The 23,905-nt window shown below is 74.7% G+C and carries 24 protein-coding genes; 4 read left to right on the forward strand and 20 right to left on the reverse strand.

The features are described 5' to 3' along the window. Positions 1-27 precede the first annotated feature (27 nt). Positions 28-1,548 carry an IMP dehydrogenase gene (gene guaB / locus FHL79_RS01135; RefSeq protein ID WP_138756807.1) on the reverse strand — a complete coding sequence of 507 codons (1,521 nt, stop codon included), beginning with the start codon at positions 1,546-1,548 and terminating at the stop codon, positions 28-30. A 184-nt stretch (positions 1,549-1,732) separates the two neighbouring features. Between guaB and FHL79_RS01140 the strand changes: the two genes are divergently transcribed. Continuing rightward, positions 1,733-2,155: a DUF5319 family protein gene (locus tag FHL79_RS01140; protein WP_014742794.1), complete on the forward strand. Its 423-nt coding sequence runs from the start codon at positions 1,733-1,735 to the stop codon at positions 2,153-2,155. Positions 2,156-2,237: 82 nt separating this feature from the next. Here FHL79_RS01140 and FHL79_RS01145 read toward each other — a convergent pair whose 3' ends face one another. Together FHL79_RS01145 and FHL79_RS01150 are read right to left on the reverse strand one after the other, a co-directional pair. Beyond that, entirely contained in the window at positions 2,238-3,260 is a 1,023-nt protein-coding gene (locus FHL79_RS01145; RefSeq protein ID WP_246080204.1) for a type IV toxin-antitoxin system AbiEi family antitoxin domain-containing protein, read from the reverse strand. A 190-nt stretch (positions 3,261-3,450) separates the two neighbouring features. After that, complete coding sequence (locus FHL79_RS01150; protein WP_138756808.1) at positions 3,451-4,218, reverse strand: response regulator transcription factor; 768 nt, start codon at positions 4,216-4,218, stop codon at positions 3,451-3,453. Between the two features lie 380 nt (positions 4,219-4,598). Between FHL79_RS01150 and FHL79_RS01155 the strand changes: the two genes are divergently transcribed. Next, positions 4,599-4,898, forward strand: a complete 300-nt coding sequence (locus tag FHL79_RS01155; RefSeq protein ID WP_014742796.1) for a WhiB family transcriptional regulator — start codon at positions 4,599-4,601, stop codon at positions 4,896-4,898. Positions 4,899-4,989: 91 nt separating this feature from the next. Here FHL79_RS01155 and FHL79_RS01160 read toward each other — a convergent pair whose 3' ends face one another. The 3 genes from FHL79_RS01160 to groES form a co-directional block, all read right to left on the reverse strand. Further along, positions 4,990-6,615, reverse strand: a complete 1,626-nt coding sequence (locus FHL79_RS01160) for a GGDEF domain-containing protein (RefSeq protein WP_138756809.1) — start codon at positions 6,613-6,615, stop codon at positions 4,990-4,992. A gap of 200 nt (positions 6,616-6,815) precedes the next feature. Beyond that, complete coding sequence (groL, locus tag FHL79_RS01165) at positions 6,816-8,456, reverse strand: chaperonin GroEL (RefSeq protein WP_138756810.1); 1,641 nt, start codon at positions 8,454-8,456, stop codon at positions 6,816-6,818. A gap of 111 nt (positions 8,457-8,567) precedes the next feature. Beyond that, positions 8,568-8,876, reverse strand: coding sequence for a co-chaperone GroES (groES, locus tag FHL79_RS01170; RefSeq protein WP_036334331.1), 309 nt, complete (start codon positions 8,874-8,876; stop codon positions 8,568-8,570). Between the two features lie 187 nt (positions 8,877-9,063). Here groES and FHL79_RS01175 point away from each other — a divergent pair, with 187 nt between their 5' ends. Continuing rightward, positions 9,064-10,305 carry a THUMP-like domain-containing protein gene (locus tag FHL79_RS01175; RefSeq protein ID WP_138756811.1) on the forward strand — a complete coding sequence of 414 codons (1,242 nt, stop codon included), beginning with the start codon at positions 9,064-9,066 and terminating at the stop codon, positions 10,303-10,305. 24 nt (positions 10,306-10,329) lie between these two features. Here FHL79_RS01175 and tsaD read toward each other — a convergent pair whose 3' ends face one another. The 14 genes from tsaD to FHL79_RS01245 form a co-directional block, all read right to left on the reverse strand. Next, complete coding sequence (tsaD, locus tag FHL79_RS01180) at positions 10,330-11,364, reverse strand: tRNA (adenosine(37)-N6)-threonylcarbamoyltransferase complex transferase subunit TsaD (protein ID WP_138756812.1); 1,035 nt, start codon at positions 11,362-11,364, stop codon at positions 10,330-10,332. After that, on the reverse strand, positions 11,361-11,807 hold the full coding sequence (gene rimI / locus FHL79_RS01185; RefSeq protein ID WP_138756813.1) for a ribosomal protein S18-alanine N-acetyltransferase: 447 nt from the start codon (positions 11,805-11,807) through the stop codon (positions 11,361-11,363). Before rimI ends, tsaD begins: the two co-directional genes overlap by 4 nt. Continuing rightward, complete coding sequence (gene tsaB, locus FHL79_RS01190; RefSeq protein WP_138756814.1) at positions 11,804-12,430, reverse strand: tRNA (adenosine(37)-N6)-threonylcarbamoyltransferase complex dimerization subunit type 1 TsaB; 627 nt, start codon at positions 12,428-12,430, stop codon at positions 11,804-11,806. Before tsaB ends, rimI begins: the two co-directional genes overlap by 4 nt. Before the next feature lie 11 nt (positions 12,431-12,441). Beyond that, on the reverse strand, positions 12,442-12,897 hold the full coding sequence (gene tsaE, locus FHL79_RS01195) for a tRNA (adenosine(37)-N6)-threonylcarbamoyltransferase complex ATPase subunit type 1 TsaE (protein ID WP_138756815.1): 456 nt from the start codon (positions 12,895-12,897) through the stop codon (positions 12,442-12,444). Continuing rightward, positions 12,894-13,520, reverse strand: a complete 627-nt coding sequence (locus FHL79_RS01200) for a uracil-DNA glycosylase (RefSeq protein WP_138756816.1) — start codon at positions 13,518-13,520, stop codon at positions 12,894-12,896. The genes tsaE and FHL79_RS01200 overlap by 4 nt, the downstream gene beginning before the upstream one ends. An 18-nt stretch (positions 13,521-13,538) precedes the next feature. Beyond that, the gene (locus tag FHL79_RS01205) at positions 13,539-14,711 is read right to left on the reverse strand and encodes an alpha/beta fold hydrolase (RefSeq protein ID WP_138756817.1); all 1,173 of its coding nucleotides are present in this window, start codon (positions 14,709-14,711) and stop codon (positions 13,539-13,541) included. Next, positions 14,708-15,859 (reverse strand): alanine racemase, encoded by a 1,152-nt coding sequence (gene alr, locus FHL79_RS01210; RefSeq protein ID WP_138756818.1) that lies wholly within the window; start codon positions 15,857-15,859, stop codon positions 14,708-14,710. Before alr ends, FHL79_RS01205 begins: the two co-directional genes overlap by 4 nt. Before the next feature lie 26 nt (positions 15,860-15,885). Further along, positions 15,886-17,316 carry an NAD(P)H-hydrate dehydratase gene (locus FHL79_RS01215; protein WP_138756819.1) on the reverse strand — a complete coding sequence of 477 codons (1,431 nt, stop codon included), beginning with the start codon at positions 17,314-17,316 and terminating at the stop codon, positions 15,886-15,888. Further along, a complete protein-coding gene (locus FHL79_RS01220) occupies positions 17,313-17,690 on the reverse strand; it encodes a holo-ACP synthase (RefSeq protein WP_138756820.1) in 378 nt (125 codons plus the stop codon). Before FHL79_RS01220 ends, FHL79_RS01215 begins: the two co-directional genes overlap by 4 nt. A 110-nt stretch (positions 17,691-17,800) precedes the next feature. After that, entirely contained in the window at positions 17,801-19,663 is a 1,863-nt protein-coding gene (glmS, locus tag FHL79_RS01225) for a glutamine--fructose-6-phosphate transaminase (isomerizing) (RefSeq protein WP_138756821.1), read from the reverse strand. Between the two features lie 58 nt (positions 19,664-19,721). After that, positions 19,722-21,065 (reverse strand): phosphoglucosamine mutase, encoded by a 1,344-nt coding sequence (glmM, locus tag FHL79_RS01230; RefSeq protein ID WP_138756822.1) that lies wholly within the window; start codon positions 21,063-21,065, stop codon positions 19,722-19,724. An 11-nt stretch (positions 21,066-21,076) separates the two neighbouring features. Further along, a complete protein-coding gene (gene rpsI, locus FHL79_RS01235; protein ID WP_138756823.1) occupies positions 21,077-21,496 on the reverse strand; it encodes a 30S ribosomal protein S9 in 420 nt (139 codons plus the stop codon). Continuing rightward, positions 21,493-21,936, reverse strand: coding sequence for a 50S ribosomal protein L13 (gene rplM / locus FHL79_RS01240; RefSeq protein WP_138756824.1), 444 nt, complete (start codon positions 21,934-21,936; stop codon positions 21,493-21,495). The genes rpsI and rplM overlap by 4 nt, the downstream gene beginning before the upstream one ends. Positions 21,937-22,090: 154 nt before the next feature. Next, positions 22,091-22,576: a beta-class carbonic anhydrase gene (locus tag FHL79_RS01245; protein WP_138756825.1), complete on the reverse strand. Its 486-nt coding sequence runs from the start codon at positions 22,574-22,576 to the stop codon at positions 22,091-22,093. An 80-nt stretch (positions 22,577-22,656) separates the two neighbouring features. On the opposite strand from FHL79_RS01245, the gene moeA reads away from it, so the two are divergent. Further along, positions 22,657-23,862 carry a molybdopterin molybdotransferase MoeA gene (gene moeA / locus FHL79_RS01250; RefSeq protein WP_138756826.1) on the forward strand — a complete coding sequence of 402 codons (1,206 nt, stop codon included), beginning with the start codon at positions 22,657-22,659 and terminating at the stop codon, positions 23,860-23,862. Positions 23,863-23,905: the final 43 nt, after the last annotated feature.

The following is a 23,905-nucleotide window of genomic DNA, read 5'->3' on the forward strand; positions in this document are numbered from 1 at the left end:
TCTCGCGGACGGAGGTGGAGCTCATCGTCACCGACCTCGGTAGTTCGGGGCTTCGGTGGTCATCTGGATGTCGTGCGGGTGGCTCTCGGTGAGCCCGGCGGAGGTGATCCGGGTGAGCTGGCCGCGGTCCTGCAGCTCCTCGACGGTGGCGGTGCCGGCGTAGCCCATGCCTGCGCGCAGCCCGCCCACGAGCTGGTGGGCCACCTGCGACAGCGGGCCGCGGTAGGGCACCTGGCCCTCGATGCCCTCGGGGACCAGCTTGTCATCGGACAGCACGTCGTCGGCGAAGTAGCGGTCGCGGCTGAACGACTGGTTCCCGCGCTTCTGCATCGCGCCCAGCGAGCCCATGCCGCGGTAGGTCTTGTACTGCTTGCCGTTCATGAAGACCAGCTCACCCGGGGCCTCCTCGACGCCGGCGAACAGGCCACCGATCATGACCGTGCTCGCGCCGGCGACCAGGGCCTTGACGATGTCGCCGGAGTACTGCAGGCCGCCGTCGGCGATGACCGGGACGCCGGCCGGGCGGGCGGCCAGGCCGGCCTCGTAGATGGCGGTGACCTGCGGGACGCCGACACCGGCGACCACGCGGGTGGTGCAGATCGAGCCCGGCCCGACCCCGACCTTGACCGCGTCGACACCGGCGTCGACCAGCGCCTGCGCGCCGGCCCGGGTGGCGATGTTGCCGCCGACGATCTGCACGCCGTGCCCGACGTTGGCGAAGTCCTTCTTCACGCGGGCGACCATGTCCAGCACCGCGCGCTGGTGGCCGTGCGCGGTGTCGACGACGAGCACGTCGACCCCGGCGTCCACCAGCAGCCCGGCCCGCTTGTAGGCGTCCTCGCCCACCCCGAGGGCGGCGCCTACGCTCAGCCGGCCGTCGACGTCCTTGGTCGCGTTCGGGTACTGGTCGCGCTTGACGAAGTCCTTGACGGTGATCAGCCCGCGCAGCCGACCGGCCTCGTCGACCAGCGGGAGCTTCTCGATCTTGTGCTGCTTGAGCAGTGCCAGCGCCCGCTCGGGCTCGACGCCCACGGGGGCGGTGACCAGGGGCATCGGCGTCATCACGTCGCGGACGAGGCGGTCCTGGTCGGTCTCGAAGCGCATGTCGCGGTTGGTGACCATGCCCACCAGGACGCCGTCGGCGTCCACGACCGGGGCGCCGGAGATGCGGTAGCGGGCCGACAGCGAGTCGACCTCGGCGAGGGTGTTGTCCGGGGCGCAGGTGACCGGGTTGGTGACCATGCCCGCCTCGGAGCGCTTCACCAGGTCGACCTGGCCGGCCTGGTCCTCCGCGGCGAGGTTGCGGTGCAGGACGCCGATGCCGCCGGCGCGGGCCATGGCGATCGCCATCCGCGACTCGGTGACCGTGTCCATCGCGGCGGAGACCAGCGGGACGGCCAGCCGGATCCCGCGGGTCAGCTGGCTGCTGGTGTCGACCTCGGTGGGGACGATGTCCGACGGACCGGGGACGAGCAGGACGTCGTCGTAGGTCAGACCCAGCGGGGCGAACTTGGCCGGCAGTTCGGGGATGCGCTCGTCGGGCTGCATGTGCCGCCACCCTCTCGACTTCTTCGGTGGGAGCGCCGCAGACGGCGCAGGGAACGTGTTGATGGTAGGCGGACCCCCCGGGAGGCCGTCCCCCCGTTACCGTTGTGGGTTGGCGGGCACGTCTGCCCGACTGCTGAGCGACCAGCAGCGCCGAACACGCCGGCCATCCCGGCAAGGAGGACACGTGGACGCGTGGGACGACGCATTCGGCGCTTCCCCTGACCGTGACCCGGACTTCGGGCCGGACGACCGGTCGGGGCAGCCGCCGCTGACCATGGAAGAACGCGCCGGGGTGCTCGACGACCTCGCCGAGCTGGAGGTCTTCCGCACGCTGCTGGAGCCGACCGGGGTCAAGGGCATCGTCGTCGACTGCCCGGACTGCGACGAGGAGCACCACGTCGACTGGGCCCTGATGCAGGCCAACCTGCGGCAGCTGCTCGACGAGGGCCAGACCGGCCGGCACGAGCCGCCCTTCGACCCCGACCCCGACGACTACGTCAGCTGGGACTACGCCAGCGGCTACGCCGACGGGGTGGCCGCACTCGCCGAGCGCGAGGAGCCCAGCGGCCGGCACGGTTCCACGGGCCGGCACGCCCGCGACGACTGACGGACCCGCTCCGCGCGAGGTCGAGCCGCCTCGTCGACCGTCGACCCGCGCTGCAGCGCGGCTCGACCGTCGCTGAGGCGGCTCAGGCCCGTCGACTCGAGGCGCACACCCGCCCCACGTCACGGGGCACGGCACGGAACGCCCGAATTGCGCGCCCTTGCGAGGCGAGCTCGCGGCGGAGCCGGGCCTCGACGGGCGCCCACCCGGGCCCCAGGTGCTCGTCGACGATCCGGACGAACCGGACCCCGACCGAGCGCAGCAGGTCCTCGCGGAGCTCCTCGTCGAACAGCACGTCCTCGGGGCGACCGCCGTAGGCCGGCCGGACGTACTTCACCCGGCCGGCGAACTCCACCGCCAGCGCAGCGTCCTCGTACCAGCCGTCGGCGACCTTCACGAGCTCGCCGTCCACCCACAGCTCGACCTGCGGGACGAACGGTGGCAGCCCGGCGGCGCGGAAGCAGAGACGGCCCTTGGTCTCCAGCCACGACTCGGCCCGCCCGTCCGCAGCCGCGACGGCACGGACCGCGCGCGGCAGTCGGGGCGCGTACCGGTGGCGGTCCAGCGTCCCGCGCAGCTCCTCCGGGGTGACCAGCCCGCGCAGCAGGGCGGCGTCCAGGGCAGCCACCGCCGGCAGCTCGGACCACTCACGGGCCGTGTCGACGAGCGTGCGGGCCGCCGTCGTGACCCGGTGGCCGCCCACCTCGGTCACCTCGGCGTCCGGGAGCTCGGCCCGGACCATCATGTAGCCGGGACCGCTGCGCCAGCGGTGCGGGTCGACCAGCCGGACCTCCGGGGCCAGCCCGACCGGCAGGGGCAGGCGCCAGAGGCGGGCGGCCGTGCCGTGGCTGAGCGCCGCACCCGGCCGGGCGAGCGCCGTCGTCACGACCCGGACGTCCAGCTCGTGCCGCCGACCGTCCGCCTCCAGCAGCGCGAGGTCGGCAGCGGTGACGAACGACCCGCGGCGCAGCCGGACCCATGCCCCGGAGCGGACGGCGCTGCGCACCTCCGCCTCGGTGACGCCGGCTGCGGCGAGGTCAGCGCTGGTGAACAGACCCGATCGGGTGGACGCAGCGACCCGGACCGGGCCGGGCAGGGGATGGCTCACGCGTGGATGGTCGGGCGGCGGACCGCCGTGGCACGGTCCGCGAGCCGGGATGTGGACAGGCCGTCGTCCGGTGGACGACGGCCTGTCAGGGAGCGCTGGGTGTGCTGAAGCCGCCGCCTCGACCGTTGAGCCGGGTCACGCCCCGGCTCCACGGTCGACAGGGCGGCTCAGGCCCGTCGAGCGAGTCAGGTCAGGACATCATCCCGCGGCGGAAGCCGGTGGCGACCGCCTCGGCGCGGTCCTTGGCGCCGAGCTTGCGGAACAGCCGGCGGGCGTGGGTCTTGATGGTGTCCTCGGACAGGTAGAGCTCGCGGCCGATCTGGGCGTTGCTCTTGCCCTGGCTCATGCCGGTCAGCACCTGCATCTCGCGCATCGAGAGCGCGACCTGCGGCGTCTCGGGAACGGTCGAGCGGACGGTGGTCGGGGCGGCCGCGGCCAGCGGGCTGGCACCGCCCCAGGGCGACGGGCCGGACGGCGCGCCACCGGCACCGGACAGCGCGACGGCGTGCTGCGCAGCGCGCGGTGCGGGGGCGAGCTGCGGGCGGCCGGCGAGCTCCGGGCGCATCCCGGTGCGGGACAGGCCCAGGCCCAGCTCGAGCGGGCTGGCGTCCCAGCGGAGGTACCCGCGGGCGCCGAGGGCGACCGCGGCGCGGACGGTCTCCGCGTCGTCCGGGGCGCCGAGCAGCAGCACCGGCACCGAGGGGTGCGAGCGCAGCACCTGGGTGGCGACGGACAGCCCGCTGTCGGTGGCGCGCTGGGTGCCCACGAGCAGCACGTCGGGGAGGCGGTTGTCCAGCCGGGTGCGCAGCGAGACCGCGTCACCGACCGCCTCCACCCGGCTGACGAAGGACAGCGCGAGCAGCCGGCCGGCGACCTCGTCGCGGACCCGGCGTCGTTCGTCGAACACCCAGACCACGGCCCCACCGTTGCCGTTGCCGCGCATCCTGTCCTCGATCACCGTTGCTCCCGTCTGCGCCGGCCGGGCCGGCGACGTACCGTCCGGGCGTCGCCCGGGCGGGTGCTGGGAACGGGACTGCCCCCGTGCCCAGGGGTGCCGACGTCGTCCGGTGTCCCGGACGGGTGTCGGGTGTCCCCCACCTCACCGTGGTCGGCACTCCCTGTGATCACCTTGATCCCCTGCGTAGCTACTGGACAGCGACCATCACCCCGGCGGGTGAGGCACGGAGGGACCCGGACGAGGCGTGCCAGCGGATAGGCACATCCCGACGGTTTCCGCACCACGAGCGCGTGGCGTCGTGTTTGCGCCTCGTCGGCAGCGGGCATCGGCCCGGAAGTGACCGGGCAGACCCCCCGGTGCACCTGAGCCGAGGAGGTCCAATGGCTGACATCCGCCGACTGCCCAACCCCGTCGCCGAGGTGTGGGACTGGCAGTTGCACGGCAGCTGCCGGGGCGAGAGCACGTCGCTCTTCTTCCACCCCGACGGCGAGCGCGGGCCGGCCCGGGCCCGGCGGCAGGCAGCCGCCAAGGCGGTCTGCGGACGCTGCCCCGTCCTGGAGTCCTGCCTGCAGCACGCACTGTCGGTCCGCGAGCCCTACGGGGTCTGGGGCGGCATGAGCGAAGAGGAGCGGGCACGCCTGATCGCCGCGGAGCCCGCGGCCATCGCTGCCGGGGTCTGAGTTCGACGCGGGAAGCCTCCACCCGCGGTGCATGCCGAGAGGGCCGGTCCGACACGTCGTCGGACCGGCCCTCTCGGCATGTGCGTCCCGGTCAGCCGGGGTCGCCGACGACGCGGTCGCGCCCCTGGCGCTTGGCCCGGTACAGGTGGGCGTCCGCGCGGCCGAGCAGCTCCGCCGGCACCGGGGCGAGGACGCCGACGCTGCTGGCCAGGCCCGCGCTGAGGGTGACCGGCAGGCCCGGGACCAGCTCGTCCCACGGGTGCGCGGCGACCGAGCGCCGCACGTCCTCCAGCTGCCGCGCCGCGCTGGGCGGGTCGGCCCCGACCAGGACCAGCAGGAACTCCTCGCCACCCATCCGGGCGGCGAACGAACCCTCCGCGTCGGCGTCCGGCGTCGCCTGCTCGAGCAGGTCGGCGACGATGCGCAGCACCTGGTCGCCCACGTCGTGGGAGAAAGTGTCGTTGACGCGCTTGAAGTGGTCGAGGTCGAGCAGCGCCACCGACACGGCGTCGTCCCGGCCGGCGATCGCCGCCAGCAACCGGGGGAACTGCTCGTCGACGAAGCGCCGGTTGTAGAGCCCGGTCAGCGGGTCGCGCAACGAGAGCTCACGGTAGCGGCGGCTCTGCCGACGGGCCTCGGTGGTCTCGTACATCGCCTGCAGCGCCCGGGCACGTGCGTCCCGCTGGGCGGACTGCAGGTCCAGTGCCTCCTGCGAGTAGAGCTTGTGCTCGGTGAAGGCCGCCTCGAAGTGCCCGCCGGCTGCGTGCAGCTCGGCCTGCTCCCGTCGGGTCCGGACCCGGATGGAGGTGAGACCGTTCGCCTCGCAGCGGCGGACGCACTCGTCGAGCGTCTCCTGGGCCTGGGTCACGCGGCCCTGGCGGCGCTGGATCTCGGCGAGGGTCAGCAGGAAGTCGGCGCCCGCGTCGCCGTCCGGGGAGGCGTCGAGCACCTCGGGACTGCACCCGGGGAGGAGGACCTCCTCGGCCTCCGCCAGCCGGCCCAGCCCCATGAGCGCCCGGGCCACGGTGTCCAGCCGGCCGATGCTCAGCGCGACACCGTTCTCGCCGGCGAGGGTCTGCAGCCGGGTGGCGAGGCCGAGGGCGGTCTCGAACTCACCGGCGAGCATCTCCACGTAGGAGCGGTTGTTGAGGACCAGCAGCTGCCGGTCGACGTCGCCCTGCTGCTCGGCGAGCCGCAGCACCTCGACGTAGCGTTCGCGGGCACCGAGGTCGCCCTGCAGGCCGAGGCAGTCCGCCAGCCGGGCCAGGTGGTCGATCCGCAGCGCCGGGACCGCGTCGTCGTCGAGCAGGTCGATGGCCCGTACCGCGTTCTCCAGTGCGGCGGACAGGTCGCCGAGCTCCTGGAACACCGCGGCGAGCAGGTAGTGGCTGCGCGCGAGGAGGTGCCGGGAGTCGTGGTCGGTCGCCCAGCGGCGCACGTCCTGGGCGACCCGGCCGGCCTCGGAGACGTTGCCGCGTCGGCGCACCAGGTCCGCCTGCACCAGCTGGGCACGCAGCTCGAACTCGACCAGGCCCAGCTCGCGGGCGTTGGTCAGCGCCCGCTCGGCCCGCTCGGCCGCGGCGGCGGAGTCGAAGCGGGAGAGGGACTCCAGGTCGTCCAGGGTCCCGGAGAGCGCGGCGAGGGCGGCGTCGCTCACGCCGGTCACCGCCCACCGGGTGGGCGCGCTCCGGCCACCGACCTCCTCGTCCTGGATCATACCGACCACATCGGCACAGGATCGGACGACTTGAGCCTCGTAGGAACCGCCGTCTCACCCCAGGGGTGAGCCGCTGACCTGCCCCGGGACGGTCCTGCCCCCGCCGCCTGGAGGCGGCGGGGGCAGGTGACGCGCTGGAACGGCCCCGTCCAGAGGCTCACCCCGAACCCGCGGGGGGTGAGGAGGACGAGGTCCTCCCGTCAGTGGCTGTGGCCGTGCCCGCCGCCGTGGCCGTGGGTGTGGTGGCCACTGCCGTCGGACTCGTCGTCCGCGGGCTTGTCCACGATCGCCGAGTCGGTGGTGAGCACCATCGCGGCGATGGACGTGGCGTGCGCCAGCGCGGCCTTGGTCACCTTGACCGGGTCGATGACGCCCTGGGCGGCCAGGTCGCCGTACTCACCGCTGGCGGCGTTGAAGCCCTGCCCGATGCCGAGCTCACGCACCCGGCCGACGACGACCGGGCCCTCGAACCCCGCGTTGGAGGCGATGAGGGACAGCGGGGAGTCGATGGCCTTGCGGACCGAGCGGGCACCGACCAGCTCGTCGCCGGTGAGGTCGAGGGAGTCGATCGCCTCGGCGGCGTGCACCAGGGCAGCGCCACCCCCGGGGACGACGCCCTCCTCCACCGCGGCGCGGGTGGCGGCGATGGCGTCCTCGATCCGGTGCTTCTTCTCCTTCATCTCGACCTCGGTGGCCGCACCGACCCGGATGACCGCGATGCCGCCGGCCAGCTTGGCCAGCCGCTCCTGCAGCTTCTCGCGGTCCCAGTCGGAGTCGGTGTCCTCGATCTCGCGACGGATCTGGGCGACCCGGTCGGAGATGCCCTCGGACGTGCCGCCACCGTCGACCAGCGTGGTGTCGTCCTTGGTGACGCTCACCCGGCGGGCGGTGCCCAGGACCTCGAGGCCGACGTTCTCCAGGGAGAGGCCGACGTCCTCGCTGACCACCTGGCCGCCGGTGACGACGGCGAGGTCGGCCATGAACGCCTTGCGCCGGTCACCGAAGTACGGGGACTTCACCGCGACGACCTTGATGGTCTTGCGGATGGAGTTGACGACCAGGGTGGACAGCGCTTCGCCCTCGACGTCCTCGGCCACGATCAGCAGCGGGCGGCCACCGGTCGACAGCACCTTCTCCAGCAGCGGGAGCAGGTCGGCCAGCGCGCCGATCTTGCCCTGCACGAGCAGCACGAGGGCGTCCTCGAGGACGGCCTCCATGGACTCGGAGTCGGTGACGAAGTAGGGCGAGAGGTAGCCCTTGTCGAACTGCACGCCCTCGGTGACGTCGAGGTCGGTGTCCATCCCGTTGGCCTCTTCGACGGTGATGACGCCGTCCTTGCCGACCCGCTCGAACGCCTCGCCGATCAGCTCACCGACGGTGGCGTCCTGCGCGGAGATGGTGGCGACACCGGCGATGGCGGTGCGGTCGTCGACGGGGACGGCGACCTTGTCCAGCGCCTCGTGCACCGCGTCGACGGCCGCGCGCATGCCGCGGCCGACGGCCATCGGGTTGGCACCGGCGGCGACGTTGCGCAGGCCCTCGTGGACCAGCGCCTGGGCCAGCACCGTGGCAGTGGTGGTGCCGTCGCCGGCGACGTCGTTGGTCTTGGTGGCGACGTTCTTGGCGAGCTGGGCGCCGAGGTTCTCGTAGGGGTCCTCGAGCTCGATCTCACGGGCGATGGTCACGCCGTCGTTGGTGATCGTCGGGGCGCCGAAGTTCTTGTTGATGACCACGTTGCGGCCGCGCGGGCCGAGGGTGACCTTGACGGCGTCGGCGAGCTTGTCGACGCCGCGCTCGAGGGCGCGCCGGGCGTCCTCGTCGAACAGGATGATCTTGGCCATTGCCAGACCTCTCTCAGAGGGTGTTCGAGGGGCAGACGACCACCGCCCCGGGACCCGGTGTCTCGGGTCGCCGGGGCGGTGGTCGTGCTGGAGTTCAGCGGAGAGGTGGGGTCACTTCTCCACGACGGCGAGCAGGTCGCGGGCGGAGAGGACGAGGTAGTCCTCGCCGCCGTAGCGCACCTCGGTGCCGCCGTACTTCGAGTAGATGACCACGTCGCCGACGTTCACGTCGAGCGGGACCCGGTTGCCGTTGTCGTCGACGCGGCCGGGGCCGACTGCGACGACGGTGCCCTCCTGGGGCTTCTCCTTGGCGGTGTCCGGGATGACCAGACCGGAGGCGGTCGTGGTCTCGGCCTCGTTGGCCTGGACCACGACGCGGTCCTCGAGCGGCTTGATGTTGACCTTGGTAGCGGTCGTCACGTGGTGACGCCCCCTTCGGTGTCGACGGACTGGTGAGGGTGGTGCTGATGCTGTGGCACGGGGGTCGGGCCTGCCGTCGCGGGGGTCAGGTCCAACCCGTGTCGATTGGCACTCTACCCACGTGAGTGCCAGCGACTCAACCGGGTCCCCGCCCCCTCCTCCCACCGTGATGGGCCAGGCTGTGCAGGTGCCCGCCGCCGACCACGACGATCCCGTGCAGGCCGTCGAGACGGTGCGGCAGCTGCAGGCGCTGGCCACCCCCGCCGGCTCGGCGGCGCTGGTCCGGGCCGCCGAGCTGCTGGCGGCGCGCACCGACGCCGTCACGGCGCTGACCCGGCTCCGCGGCGAGGTCGGCGTCGAGCTGGCCGGTCCGGCGTGGGGCACAGCCCGGCAACGGGACAAGGCCCGGCCCGTGTTCGGCGCCGACACCGACCGGCTGCTGTTCACCGGCGACACCCTGGAGCAGGCCGGCCGTCCCGTCCTCGCCGACCGGCGCGCAGCCCGGCTGCTCGCGACCGGCGCCGCGTCGGTCGCCGACCTCGGCTGCGCGGCCGGCACCGACACGATGGCGCTGGCCCGGGCCGGCGTCCGGGTGGTCGCCGTCGACCGGGACCCGGTCGCGCGGGAGCTCACCCGGCTCAACAGCGCGGCGCTGGGGCTCACCGGCGTCGAGGTGCGCGACGCCGACGTCGTCGACCTGGTGGCCGGGGCCGAGGGCGGCCGGGTGGCCGGCTGCGACGCCGCGGTGCTGGACCCCGCCCGTCGCGCCGGCGGTCGCCGGCTGCTCGACCCGGACCGGTGGTCGCCGCCGTGGTCGACGGTGCGGGCCCTGCTGGACGCCGTGCCGCAGGGCGTGGTCAAGGTGGCGCCCGGGCTCGACCACGACCGGGTGCCGGCCGGCATCGAGGCGGAGTGGGTCTCCGTCGGCGGCTCGATCGTGGAGGCGCTGCTGTGGGGACGGGCGCCGTCGGCGACCTGGCGGCGGGCCACCGTGATCGGCCGGGACGGCGGCACCGCCGAGCTCACCGCCGATGCCGACCCGGGCGGCGCCGCGGTCGGCCCGGTGCGCGGCTGGCTGCACGAGCCCGACCCGGCGGTGATCCGCTCCGGCCTGGTCGCCGTCGTCGCCACGGAGCTGGACGCGACGCTGGTCGACCCGACGATCGCCTACCTGACCGGCGACTCCCCCGCCGTCTCCCCGTGGGTGACCTCCTACCCGGTCACCGACGTCGTCCCGTTCAACCTGAAGAAGCTGAAGGCCCTGCTCCGCAGCCGGGGCATCGGCCGGGTGACGGTGAAGAAGCGGGGCTCCCCGATCGAGCCGGAGACGCTGGCCAGGCAGCTCCGCGGCCCGGGCGGGGCGACGGCGGTCGTCGTCGTCACCCGGGTCGCCGGCGCCCCCACCGTCCTGCTCTGCGGGCACCCCTGAGGGCAGAAGTGGCCACGTCTGCCCTCAGCGGGAGACCACCTCGATGGGCAGCGAGCTGTCCGCGCCGAGGTCGACGGCGGAGGGGGCGACGCCCGCCTCCACCAGCCGGGACCCGAGTGCGGCCACCATCGCGCCGTTGTCGGTGCACAGCCGCCGGCTGGGCACCCGCAGCACGATGCCGGCGGCGTCGCAGCGCTCCTGCGCCAGCGCCCGCAGCCGCGAGTTGGCCGCCACCCCGCCGCCGATGACGAGGTGGTCCAGGCCGTGGTCCCGACAGGCCCGCACCGCCTTGGCGGTCAGCACGTCGACGACCGCCTCCTGGAACGCCGCGGACACGTCGGCCACCGGCACCGGCTCGCCGGCCCGCTCCCGCGCCTCGACCCAGCGGGCGACCGCCGTCTTCAGGCCGGAGAAGGAGAAGTCGTAGACGGCGTCCCGCGGGCCGGTCAGGCCGCGGGGGAAGGCGATCGAGCGCGGGTCGCCCTCGGTGGCGGCGCGGTCGACGTGCGGGCCGCCGGGGAAGGGCAGGCCCAGCACCCGGGCCACCTTGTCGAAGGCCTCCCCCGCGGCGTCGTCGATGGTCCGGCCGAGCTCCTGCACGTCCTGGGCGAGGTCGGGCACCAGCAGCAGCGAGCTGTGCCCGCCGGAGACGAGCATGGCGATCGAGGGCTCGGCCAGCCGGCCGTGCTCCAGCTCGTCGACGGCGACGTGCGCGGCGAGGTGGTTCACCCCGTACAGCGGGACGTCGAGGGCGAGCGCGTAGGCCTTGGCCGCCGCGACGCCCACCAGCAGCGCCCCGGTGAGGCCCGGACCGGCGGTCACCGCGATCGCATCGACGTCGCGCAGCGTCACCCCGGCGTCCGACAGCGCCCTGTGCACCGTCGGGACCATCGCCTCCAGGTGCGCCCGGCTGGCGATCTCCGGGACGACGCCGCCGAACCGCTCGTGCGCAGGGCTCGACGTCGCGAGCGCGTCGGAGAGCAGCGTCTGCCGGCGCACCAGGCCGATCCCGGTCTCGTCGCAGGAGGTCTCGAACCCCAGCACCAACGGGGCGGTCATGGCAGCTCCCTGCGCATCACGACGGCGTCCTCGCCGCTCAGTGGGTAGTAGTGGGGCCGCACGCCGATGGGCCGGAAGCCCCGCCGCCGGTACAGGCCCTGGGTGGCCTCGTCGGTGGCCCGGACCTCCAGCAGCACCACCGGGCTGCGCCGGTCGGCCTCGGCGAGCAGCGCGTCCAGCAGCGTCCCGCCGATGCCCTCGCCCTGCCGGACCGCGGTGACGCCGATGGTGGCGATGTGCGCCTCGTCCGGGTAGGCGATGAGCCCGGCGTAACCGACCACCTCGTCCCCGTCGACAGCGACGAGGTAGCAGCGGGTGTCGGTCAGCCCCAGCTCCTCCAGGTACATCGACCGGGTCCAGGTGTCGGGCGCGAAGAGCTCCTCCTCCAGCCGCATCACCACGCGGAGGTCGTCGGCCGTCATCGGTCGCAGCGACACGGTCACCGGCTCACCGCCTTGCGGGCGGCCGGCGGGACGGCGTCCGGACGGCGCAGGTACAGCGGCTCGAGCGGGGCGGGCGGCTGGTCCAGCAGCGGTGCCGCGGCCCGCAGCAGCCCCGCCGTCGTCACCTCGGCCGCGGCCACCGGCCGGCCGAGCCGCTCGGTGAACCGGACGTCGCCCACCACCGGCCCGGTCACCGGGGCGTCCTCGGGCCGGTCGACGCCCGGTCCGGCGACCCGCTGCCCGTCGGCGCCGTAGACGGCCCAGTGGACCTCCTTGCGCCGGGCGTCGGTGACCACCGAGCGGGCACCGTCGCCGATGGCGTCCAGCGAGCAGACCCCGTGGACCGGTCCGACGACGTCCCCGAGCGCGGCGGCGGTGACGATGCCCACCCGCAGGCCGGTGAAGGGCCCGGGGCCCAACCCGACGACGACCGCGTCCAGCTCGGGCACCCGGACCCCGGCCACCGCCAGCACCTCGCGGATGGTCGGGGTGAGCAGCTCGGCGTGCCGGTTGCCCGAGGGCAGCGCCCGCTCGGCGAGCACCTGCGCGCCGTGGTCGTCCGACCAGCGCGCCAGGCCGGCGACGAGGGTCGGGGTGGCGGTGTCGAGGGCGAGGACGAGCACGACTGCCCAGCCTAGGCCGCGTCGGCCAGCCGCTGCTCCCAGCCGGGGCCCACGGGCACGAGCCGGGCCGTGCGGACGTCGTCGTCCCGGCGGTCCAGCTCGACCACGAGGTGCTCGTCGGCGAGCTGCTCGACGAGGCCGTGCCCCCACTCCACGACGGTCACCGCCTCCTCGGTGGTGGCGTCGAGGTCCAGGTCGTCGACGTCGGCCATGCCGGCCAGCCGGTAGGCGTCCACGTGCACCAGCGGCACCCGGCCGCCGCGGTGCACCCGGGCCAGCACGAACGTCGGCGAGGTGACCGGCCCCCGCACGCCGAGGCCGGCCCCGATGCCCTGGGTGAGCGCCGTCTTCCCGGCACCCAGCGGACCGGCCAGCACGACGAGGTCGCCGGGCCGCAGCAGCGCGGCGAGCTCACGGCCGAACGCCTGGGTGTCGGCGATCGTGGGCAGCTCGCGGTCGCGCCTCACAGCGTCCCGGCCACGGCGGTCAGGTCGGCGAGCAGCGCGGCGCGCGGGGCGCCGTTCGGTCCGAAGCGGATCGCCGCCGACGGGTGGTAGGTCGCCCAGACCGCGCGCCCGTCGACCTCGTGCGGCCGGCCGCGCGCGTCGGCCAGCTTGGTCCGCGGACCCAGGAACCACTTCGCCGAGGACAGCCCCAGCGCCACCACCACCCGGGCGTCGAGCAGCTCGAGCTGGCGGTGCAGCCAGCCGCTGCACCGGGCCACCTCGGGGGTCTTCGGCGTGCGGTTGCCCGGCGGCCGGCACTTCACGATGTTGAGCACCGCGGCCTCCCCGCGGTCCAGCCCCGCCTCGGCGAGCAGCTGGTCCAGCAGCGCCCCGGACCTGCCGACGAACGGTCGGCCGGTCTCGTCCTCGGTGGCGCCCGGCGCCTCGCCGATGAGCACCAGCCGGGGCCGGCCCCCGGCCGGGACGTCGCCGACGACCACGTGCTGCCTGGTCGCCGCGAGCTCCGGGCAGGCGACGCAGGAGCGCGCGACGTCGGCCAGCGCGGCCCAGTCCGGCGCCGCGGCGGCGGTCCGGGCGACCTCGTCGGCGGTCGCGTCGAGGCGGGGCGGTCGGAGGGCGGCCACCCCCGCACCCTACGGCGGTCAGCTCGGTCGCACGGACCCGCGCTCGGCAGCGACCCGGCGGAGCAGCTCCGACAGCGCGGCGGTGACCTCGGCGGGCTTCTCCAGCAGCACCAGGTGCCCCGCGCCGGGGACGACGACGAACTGCGTGTCCGGCAGCTGGCTGACCAGCTCCTCGCTGTGCGCCGCCGGGATCATCTTGTCCGCGTCGCCGGTGAGGACCAGGGTCGGCACCCGGCGCAGCGGCTCGATCGCCCCGCTGGCGTCCAGGCCGGCGATGGCCGGGTACAGCTCGGCGATGACGTCGACCGGGGTGCCGCCGATCATCGCGTCGACGTAGCGCCCGAGCGCCGGGTCGACGTCGGTCGAGGAGAACGACAGCGACCAGGTGGCCGCCGAGACGATCCCCTTGGCCAGCCTGCGGGTCTGCTCGGCGAACACCGGACGGCGCCGCATGGTCCAGGCGGCCACCGGCAGCACCGCGGCGCGCAGCCGGGTCAGCAGCTGCGGCAGGCCGAAGTCGAGGTCGGCGAGGTTGCCGCTGGAGGTGGAGACCAGCGCGACGCCGGCGATCCGGGTGCCGAACAGCTCAGGGCGCCGCTGCGCCAGGGTCAGCACGGTCATGCCGCCCATCGAGTGCCCGACCAGCACCACCGGCCCGCGCGGCACCCGCGCGTCGAGCACCGTCTCGAGGTCGGCGGCCAGCTGGTCGATGGTGGCGTGCGCGGCGTCCCCCCGGCCGGACCCGCCGTGCCCCCGGTGGTCGTAGAACACCAGCCGGGCGCGGGGACGGTGGCCGTTGGCGGTGGCCACCTCGGCGGCGAGGTCGCGGCGCTGGAACGTCCAGGACGCCATCGACAGCGCGTAGCCGTGCACGAAGACGACGGTCAGCGGGGCGTCGAGCGGTCCGATCTCCTCGACCGACAGCAGCACCCCGTCCTCGGTCTGGACCAGCGCCGTCCGGTCAGCGGTGCGGCTCTCGGCGCCCAGCGGGTCCTGCTGGCGCAGCTCCCCCGCGGGCACGGCGGCGATCGGCCGGCCGTCGTCCCCCGCCTGCCCGGCGAGCTGGTTGGCCCGCACCGCGGACGTGGCCGAGCGGGTGACCGCGACCCCGACCGCCGTCCCGGCGGCGGCCAGACCGACGGCGGCGCCGATCAGGCCCGCCGTCCTGCTGATGTGCGGGTGCACCGTCACGCCGTCCCGGCCGTGCCGACGTGGCGGCGGCGGAAGCGGCCACCGACCCGGGTGACGAGCTCGTAGTGGATGGTGTCCAGCGCGTCGGCCCACTGCTGGGCGGTCGGCTCGCCGTGGTCCCCGGCGCCCCATAGCACGACGGCGTCCCCGGGGGCGATCGGGTCGTCGCCGACGTCGAGCACGAACTGGTCCATGCAGACCCGGCCGGCGATGGTCCGCCGGGCACCGGCGGCGAGCACGGGGGCCCGGTTGCCGGCCGCCCGCGGCACACCGTCGGCGTAGCCGACCGGGACCAGCGCGAGCGTCGTCTCCGCGCCCGTCGCGTAGGTGTGGCCGTAGGAGACGCCGGTGCCGGCTGGCACCCGTTTGGTGAGCGCGACCCGGGCCTGCACGGTCATCGCCGGGCGGAGGCCGTACTGCCCCGGGTCGCCGCCGAGCGGGTCCAGGCCGTAGACCGCGACCCCGGGGCGGACCATGTCGTACCAGGTCTCCGGCAGCGCGATGGTGGCCGCGGAGTTCGCCAGGTGCCGGCGGGCGTCGGTGAGGCCGGCCCGCCGGGCCAGCGCCACGGCCTCCTCGAACACCCGCACCTGGGCGCCGATGGTCGGGTGGGTGGGAGCGTCGGCGTAGGCCAGGTGGCTCCACAGCCCGGTGACGACGATCTCGCCCCCGGCCTGGGCCAGTGCGGCCGCGGCCACCAGACCGGGCCAGGCCTGCGGGGGGGCGCCCTCGCGGGAGAGCCCGGTGTCGGCGAACAGCTGGACCCGGGCGGTCCGGCCGGTGGCACGGGCCGCGTCGACCACCTCGGCCAGCGCCCACTCGGCGTTGACCGACAGCTCGACGTCCGCGGTCAGGCCGGCGGCGTAGTCCTCCCCCGGCGCGTGCTGCCAGGACAGCAGCGGCGCGGTGACCCCGGCCGCGCGCAGTGCCAGCGCCTCCTCCAGCACCGTCACCCCGAGCGCGTCGGCGCCGCCGGCGAGCGCCGCACGGGCGGCGGGGACCAGGCCGTGACCGTAGGCGTCGGCCTTGACGACCGCCATCAGCGGGCGGTCCACCCGTTCGCGGAGCGCGGCGGTGTTGGCCGCGATCGCGTCCAGGTCGACGACCACCTCGGCCCGGCTGCCGAGCTCCTGCTGCACCTGTGTCACGGGCCCACTCTCCCAGGCGGCCGGGATCAGCCGGTCGCGCCGCGCAGCCGGGCGAGCGTCCGTGGCAGGGACCGCACCAGGTCACCGGCGATCAGCGGGCCCTGCTCGGCGGCCAGCTGCCCGGCCCGACCGTGCACGTGCGCGGCGACCGCCGCCGCCTCCGCCGGGGCCAGCCCGCTGGCCAGGAACGCGCCGAGGACGCCCGCGAGCACGTCCCCGGTGCCGGCGGTGGCCAGCCACGAGGTGCCGGTGGCGTTGACGTAGGTGCTGCCGTCGGCGTCGGCGACCACGGTGGCGTCGCCCTTGAGCAGCACCGTGCAGCCGAGTGAGGTGGCCCCGCGGCGGGCGGCGGCGACCCGGTCGCTGCCCACCTCCCCGAAGAGCCGGGCGAACTCCCGGTCGTGCGGGGTGAGCACGGTCGGCGCCGACCGGTCCCCCACCAGCTCGGGGTGCCGGGCGACCAGGGTCAGCGCGTCGGCGTCGACGACCACCGGGAGGTCGGTGGCCAGCACCTCGGCCAGCACGCTGCGGGCGGCGTCGTCGGTGCCCATCCCGGGTCCGACGACCCAGGCCTGCACGCGGCCGGCGGCTCCTGGCCGGCCGGAGGTGACCAGCGCCTCGGGCCAGGCTGCCTGCACGCCCCCGGCGGCGGTGCCGGCGTAGCGGACCAGGCCCGGGCGGGCGCGCAGCGCGGCGCCGGTGCAGAGCACGCCGGCGCCGGGGTAGGTGGCCGAGCCGGCGATGACGCCGACCACGCCCCGGGAGTACTTGTCGTCGCCGGCGCCGGGTGGGTCCAGGTGGACGGCGACGTCGGCGTCGGTGAGCTGCTCGGCGTCCGGTGCCGGCAGGTGCGGTCCGAGCCCGATGTCGACCAGGTGCACGGTCCCGGCGTACCCGCGGCCCGCGCCGACGACGAGACCGGTCTTCACCGCGCCGAAGGTCACCGTGTGCTGGGCGGGGAACGCCTCACCGGGCACGTCCCCGGTGTCGGCGGCGACCCCGCTGGGGACGTCGACCGCCACCAGCAGGCCGGGCCCGGCCACCGCCGCGCGCACCAGTGCCACGGCGTCGTCCCGGAGCCCACCGGAGCCGCCGATGCCGACGATCCCGTCGAGGACCAGGTCGGCCCGGGCGAGGGCGTCGGCCCCGCCGAACCGGCCGCCGGCCCGCCGGAGGGCGGCCACGCCCGCGGCGTGCGCGCGCTCGGGGGCGAGCAGCACGGCGGTGACCTGCGCCCCGCGGGCCGCGAGGGCGGCGCCGGCGAACAGCGCGTCACCGCCGTTGTCACCGGAGCCGACCAGCAGCACGACCCGGACGCCGTGCGCCCGGCCCAGCAGCCCGAGGCAGACCGTGGCCAGCCCGGTGGCGGCGCGCTGCATGAGCACGCCGGGGCGGAGGCCGGCCATCGCGGCCTGCTCGGCGCCGCGCACCTGGGCGGCGGTGAACAGCCCGGTCACGGCGTGCCGCCCTCGGCGATGACCACGGCGGACGCCAGGCCTCCGTCGTGGCTGAGGGACACGTGCCAGGCGGTGACGCCGAGCTCCGCGGCCCGCTCGGCGACGGTGCCGCGGACCTCCAGGTGCGGCCGCCCCCGCTCCCCCACGACCACCTCGGCGTCGTGCCAGAGCAGGTGGCCCGGCGCGCCGAGGGCCTTGGCCAGTGCCTCCTTGGCCGCGAACCGGGCGGCCAGCGACTCACCGCTGCGCTCGGTCCCGGACGGCGTGAGCTGCTCCGCGGCGGTGAACAGCCGGTCGCGCAGCCCCGGCGTCCGGACCAGCGACGCCGCAAACCGCTCGACCGGGCACACGTCGATCCCGACCCCGATGATCACGCGGTCAGTGTGCCTGGCGGCGTCCTGGCTCACCGCACGTGCTCCTGGCTCACGGTGTGCCGTGAGCCAGGAGCAACGACGATCAGGTCAGCTGATCCCGGCGCGGCCCGTCACTCCACCGTGACGGACTTGGCCAGGTTGCGCGGCTGGTCGACGTCCAGGCCGCGGGTGGCGGCGATCTCGCAGGCCAGCACCTGCAGCGGCACGGTGGTGACCACCGGGGCCAGCAGGGTCGGCGTCCGCGGCACCCGGATGAGGTGGTCGGCGAAGGGCACGACGTCCTCGTCGCCCTCCTCGGCGATCACGATGGTGCGCGCCCCGCGGGCCCGCACCTCCTGGATGTTGCTGACCACCTTGCCGTGCACCGACTCGCGGCTCAGCGGCGACGGGACGATCACCACGACCGGGGTGCCCTGGTCGATGAGCGCGATCGACCCGTGCTTGAGCTCGCCGGCCGCGAAGCCCTCCGCGTGGATGTAGGCCAGCTCCTTGAGCTTGAGCGCACCCTCGAGGGCCACCGGGTAGCCGACGTGCCGGCCGAGGAAGAGCAGGGTGCCCTCGGTGGCCAGGGACCGGGCGAGCTCGCGGACTGGCTCCATGGTGGTGAGCACCTCGGTCACCTTGTCCGGCAGCGCGCGCAGGTCGTCGACGATCGCGGCGACCTCGTCGGCGTACTTGACCCCGCGGACCTGGGCGAGGAAGGCACCGACCAGGTAGCAGGCGACGACCTGGGTCAGGAACCCCTTGGTCGAGGCGACGGCGACCTCGGGACCGGCGTGGGTGTACAGGACGGCGTCGGACTCCCGCGGGATGGTCGACCCGTTGGCGTTGCAGATGGCCAGCACCTTGGCCTTCTGCTCCTTGGCGTGCCGCAGCGCCATCAGCGTGTCCATCGTCTCGCCGGACTGGCTGACCACCACGACCAGCGTGGAGCGGTCCAGCACCGGGTCGCGGTAGCGGAACTCGCTGGCCAGCTCGACCTCGACCGGGATCCGGGTCCAGTGCTCGATGGCGTACTTGGCGATCAGCCCGGCGTGGTAGGCCGTGCCGCAGGCGACGACGAAGACCTTGTCGACGTCGCGCAGCTCCTGCTCGGACAGCCGCAGCTCGTCCAGGACCAGCGCGCCGGTGTCGCTCAGCCGGCCCAGCAGCGTGTCGGCGACCGCCTTGGGCTGCTCGGCGATCTCCTTGAGCATGAACCAGTCGTAGCCGTCCTTCTCGGCGGCCGCGGCGTCCCAGTCGACGCTGTAGGCGGTGGGCTCCACGACGGTGCCGGTGAAGTCGGTGACCGTCACCCCGCGCTCGCGGTGCAGCTCGACGACCTGGTCCTGGCCGAGCTCGAGGGCGTTGCGGGTGTGCGCGATGAACGCGGCGACGTCGGAGCCGAGGAAGTACTCGCCCTCGCCGACACCGACGACCAGCGGGCTGTTCCGCCGCGAGGCGACGAGCGTGTCGGGCTCCGCGGCGTGCGTGGCGACCAGGGTGAAGGCGCCCTCCAGCTGACGGCTGACCGCGCGCATCGCCTCGGCCAGTCGGCCCGGCCCGGCCGGGGTCTCGGCGTAGACCGCCGCGAGCAGGTGGGCGACCACCTCGGTGTCGGTCTCGGAGGAGAACTCGACACCGGTCGCCTCGATCTCGGCGCGCAGCGGGACGAAGTTCTCGATGATGCCGTTGTGGACGACGGCGACCTGGCCGTCGGCCGACACGTGCGGGTGCGCGTTCCGGTCGGTCGGGCCGCCGTGGGTGGCCCAGCGGGTGTGCCCGATCCCGATCGTCGAGGCCGGCAGCGCCTCCTCGATGAGCACCTTCTCCAGGTTGGCCAGCTTGCCGGCCTTCTTGGCGGTGCTCAGCCGTCCGTCGGACAGGACGGCGACGCCTGCCGAGTCGTAACCCCGGTACTCCAGCCGGCGCAGGCCCTCCAGGACGACGTCCAGGGAGTCCTGCGGACCGACGTAACCCACGATGCCGCACATTCGCCTGACGATACCGGCGGTGAGGGGGTCACAGCCTCACACCATGGGGTGGAGGTCGTCACCTCGTGGCGGCGACGACCTCGGCCAGCCGCGCGGCGACGGCGTCGGCCTGCTCCTGGGTGGGGGCCTCGACCATCACCCGGACCAGCTGCTCGGTGCCCGAGGGGCGCAGCAGGACCCGGCCGGTGTCACCGAGCTCGGCCTCGACGTCGTTGACCGCCGCGGCGACCTCGTCGCTCGCCGCGACCGCCAGCCGGTCGGTGACCGGCACGTTGACCAGCGTCTGCGGCAGCCGGTGCACCACCGAGGCGAGCTCGGCGAGCGAGGCGCCGGTGGCGCTCATCCGGGACAGCAGCGCCAGGCCGGTGAGCAGCCCGTCGCCGGTGGTGGCCCAGTCCAGGAAGACCAGGTGACCGCTCTGCTCGCCACCGAGGGACAAGCCCCGCGAGTGCAGCGCCTCCAGCACGTACCGGTCGCCGACCGCCGTCGTCTGCACCGCGATGCCGGCCTGCCGCATGGTGTGGTGGAAGCCGAGGTTGCTCATCACGGTGGCGACGACGGTGTCGTTGGTCAGGTTGCCGCTCTCGTGCAGCGCCAGGGCGCAGATCGCCAGGATCGCGTCGCCGTCGACGACGTCGCCCTGGGCGGTGACGGCCAGGCAGCGGTCGGCGTCGCCGTCGTGGGCGATGCCGATGTCCGCGCCGTGCCGGGCGACGGCCTCCTTCAGCGGACCCAGGTGGGTCGAGCCGATGCCGTCGTTGATGTTCCAGCCGTCGGGCTCGCCACCGATGACCTGCACCTGGGCACCGGCCCGGCGGTAGACCTCGGGGGCGGCGCGAGAGGCCGCACCGTGCGCGCAGTCGACGACCACGCGCAGCCCGCGCAGCGGCTCGCGCAGCGCCGACAGCACGTGGGCGGTGTAGTCCTCGGCCGCGCCGTCCAGGTCACGGACGCGGCCGATGCCCCCGCCCGTCGGGCGGTGGTCGATGCCCTCGCGCCCGGCGATGCGCCGCTCGATCGCTGCCTCGACGGCGTCGGGCAGCTTGTGCCCACCCCGGCTGAACAACTTGATGCCGTTGTCGGGCATCGGGTTGTGGCTGGCCGAGATCATGACGCCGAGGTCGGCCTCGGTGCGGCCGGTGAGGTGGGCGATGGCCGGCGTCGGCAGCACGCCAGCGCGGAGCACCTCGGCCCCGGCGCTGGCCAGGCCGGCGACCACCGCCGCCTCGAGCATCTCCCCGCTCGCGCGGGGGTCGCGGCCGACGACCGCGACGGGACGCGAGGTCCCGTCGCGGTCGGCGAGCACGCTGGCGGCCGCCCGGGCCACCGAGAGCGCCAGTTCCGGCGTCAGATCGGCGTTGGCCAGGCCACGGACGCCATCGGTCCCGAACAGGCGACCCACGGACGTACCGGTCAGCGCTTGGAGTACTGGGGCGCCTTGCGGGCCTTCTTCAGCCCGTACTTCTTGCGCTCGGTGACACGGGGGTCACGAGTCAGGAAGCCGGCCTTCTTCAGCGCCGGGCGGTCGTCGGGCTCGATCTCGATGAGCGCGCGGGCGATCGCCAGGCGCAGCGCGCCGGCCTGACCACTGACGCCGCCACCGTGCAGGATGCCGACGACGTCGTACTGCTCGCCCTTCTCCAGGATCACGAACGGCTCACGGATGAGCTGCTGGTGCACCTTGTTGGGGAAGTACTCCTCGATGGTGCGGCCGTTGAGCTTGAACTGGCCGGTGCCGGGGAGGAGACGCACCCGGACGATGGCCTCCTTGCGACGGCCGACGGTCTGGATGGGACGCCCGTCGGCGTCGGTCACGGTCAGTGCGCTGGTCACTGGGCCACCTGCTTGATCTCGAAGGTCTGGGGCTGCTGGGCGGAGTGCGGGTGCTCAGGCCCGGCGTAGACCTTGAGCTTGGAGAGCATCTGCCGGCCCAGCGTGTTGTGCGGCAGCATCCCCTTGACGGCGCGCTCGATGACGCGGTCGGGGCGGGTCTTCAGCTCGTCGCCGACGTTGATCGCCCGCAGACCACCCGGGTAGCCGGAGTGCCGGTAGGCGATCTTGGCGTCGCGCTTGGAGCCGGTGAGGGCCACCTTGCCCGCGTTGACGATGACGACGAAGTCGCCGGCGTCGACGTGCGGAGCGAACTGGGGCTTGTGCTTGCCGCGCAGGAGGATCGCGGTCTGGCTGGCGAGTCGACCGAGCACCACGTCGGTGGCGTCGATGACGTGCCAGGCCCGGGTGATCTCACCGGGCTTGGGGGCGTACGTGCGCACGAGGCTCACTGTCCTTCGTCGTCGTCTGGCGGGCGGCTGGTGGAGTCGCCTCACCGAACACGGGAGACGTGAGGCAGCCCGATCAGATCGAGGGCCCCGGGCACGCGCGCACCAGCCGGCGTCGCGCACCAACCGAGCACGATACCAGCCGAGCTCAGTCGACCTCGCGGAGCCGACCGGTCGCGACGTCGTAGACGGTGCCGCGCACCTCGTGCGACAGCAGGTAGGGGCTCTCGCGGACCAGCCGCATGGACTCCCGGACGTCGGCGTCCACGTCGGTGAAGGTGCGGGTGGCCCACGGCGGGCGGCGGCCGGTGGCCCGCTCGACGGTGTCGGCGAAGGCGACGTCGTCGGTGGTCTGCAACCCGCAGTCGGTGTGGTGGACCAGGACGATCTCGCGCGTGCCCAGTGCGTGCTGGCTGAGGGTCAGCGACCGGATGACGTCCTCGGTGATGACGCCGCCGGCGTTGCGGATGACGTGCGCGTCCCCGATCTCCAGGCCCAGCACCCCGAACAACGGGATCCGGGAGTCCATGCACGCCACGACGGCGACCTTCCGCGCCGGGCGCACCGGCCTGCTGCCCCCGAACTGCCCGGCCCACCGCTCGTTCGCCTCGAGCATCCGGTCGATCTCGGCCACGTCTCCTCCTCGCTCCCTGCGCTGCCGCCGGAACGCTAACCGCTGTGCCCCCGGTCGCGCCCATCGGCCAGGATGGACGGGTGCGCACGGTCGAGGAACACCAGGCGGTGGTGACCGGGCTGCTCGCCGCCCTGCCGGTCGAGGAGGTCCCGCTCGCGGCGGCAGCCGGGCGGGTGGTCGCCCGCGACCTGCCCGCGCTGGTCTCGCTGCCCGGGTTCGCCAACTCCGCGATGGACGGCTACGCCGCCCGGCACGCCGAGGTCAGGACGGCGAGCGAGGCGGCTCCCGTCCGGCTGCCCGTCGGCGCCGACCTCCCCGCGGGCCGCACCGACATCCCCCCGTTGCTCCCCGGCACGGTGCACCGGATCATGACCGGCGCCCCGCTGCCCGAGGGTGCCGACGTCGTCGTCCCGGTGGAGCGCACCGACGGGGCCACCGACGTCGTCACCATCTCCGGCTCCCCGGAGGTCGGCACCCACCTGCGGCACGCCGGGGAGGACATCCGCGCCGGTGACCTGGCGCTGCCGGCCGGGACCGCCCTGGGCGCGGCACAGCTCGGCCTCGCCGCGGCCGTCGGGTACGCGGCGGTGCCGGTGCGCCGGCGTCCCCGGGTGCTGGTGCTCTCCACCGGCAGCGAGCTGGTCGAGCCCGGCCGGCCGCTGCAGCCCGGGCAGATCTACGAGTCGAACTCGGTGCTGCTCGCCGCCGCCGTCGCCGACGCAGGGGGCGACGCCGCGACGCTGCACTTCGTCCCCGACGACGTCGACCAGTTCCTCACCACCGTGCGGGCCGAGCTGGCCGGCGCGGACCTGCTGGTCACCAGCGGTGGCGTGAGCGCCGGCGCCTACGAGGTGGTCAAGGACGCCTTCCGCGGGCTGGGCACGGTGGAGTTCGCCAAGGTCGCGATGCAGCCCGGTGGGCCGCAGGGCGCGGGCACCGTCGACGGGGTCCCGGTCGTCACCCTGCCGGGCAACCCGGTGAGCTCGTTCGTCTCCTTCGAGGTGTTCGTGCGCCCGGCCCTGCGCCGCGCGCTCGGGCACACCTCCCCCGACCGGCTGCGCACCACCGCCCGGCTGACCACGGCGCTGCGCTCCCCCGCCGGTCGCCGGCAGTTCCTGCGCGGCCGCTTCGACGGCGAGGTCGTCACCCAGGTCGGCGGGCCGGGGTCGCACCTGGTCGCCCACCTGGCGCGCGCCAACTGCCTGGTCGTCGTCCCCGAGGACGTCACCGAGCTGCCTGAGGGCGCCGAGGTCGTCGTCGTCCTGATCGAAGGAGCCCTCCAGTGAGTCGACGCCTGCGCGAGCATCGCAGGGAGCGCCAGCGACCGAG

It is taken from the genome of Modestobacter altitudinis, assembly GCF_005930475.1.
In the GTDB taxonomy this organism is placed as follows: Bacteria; Actinomycetota; Actinomycetes; order Mycobacteriales; family Geodermatophilaceae; genus Modestobacter; species Modestobacter altitudinis.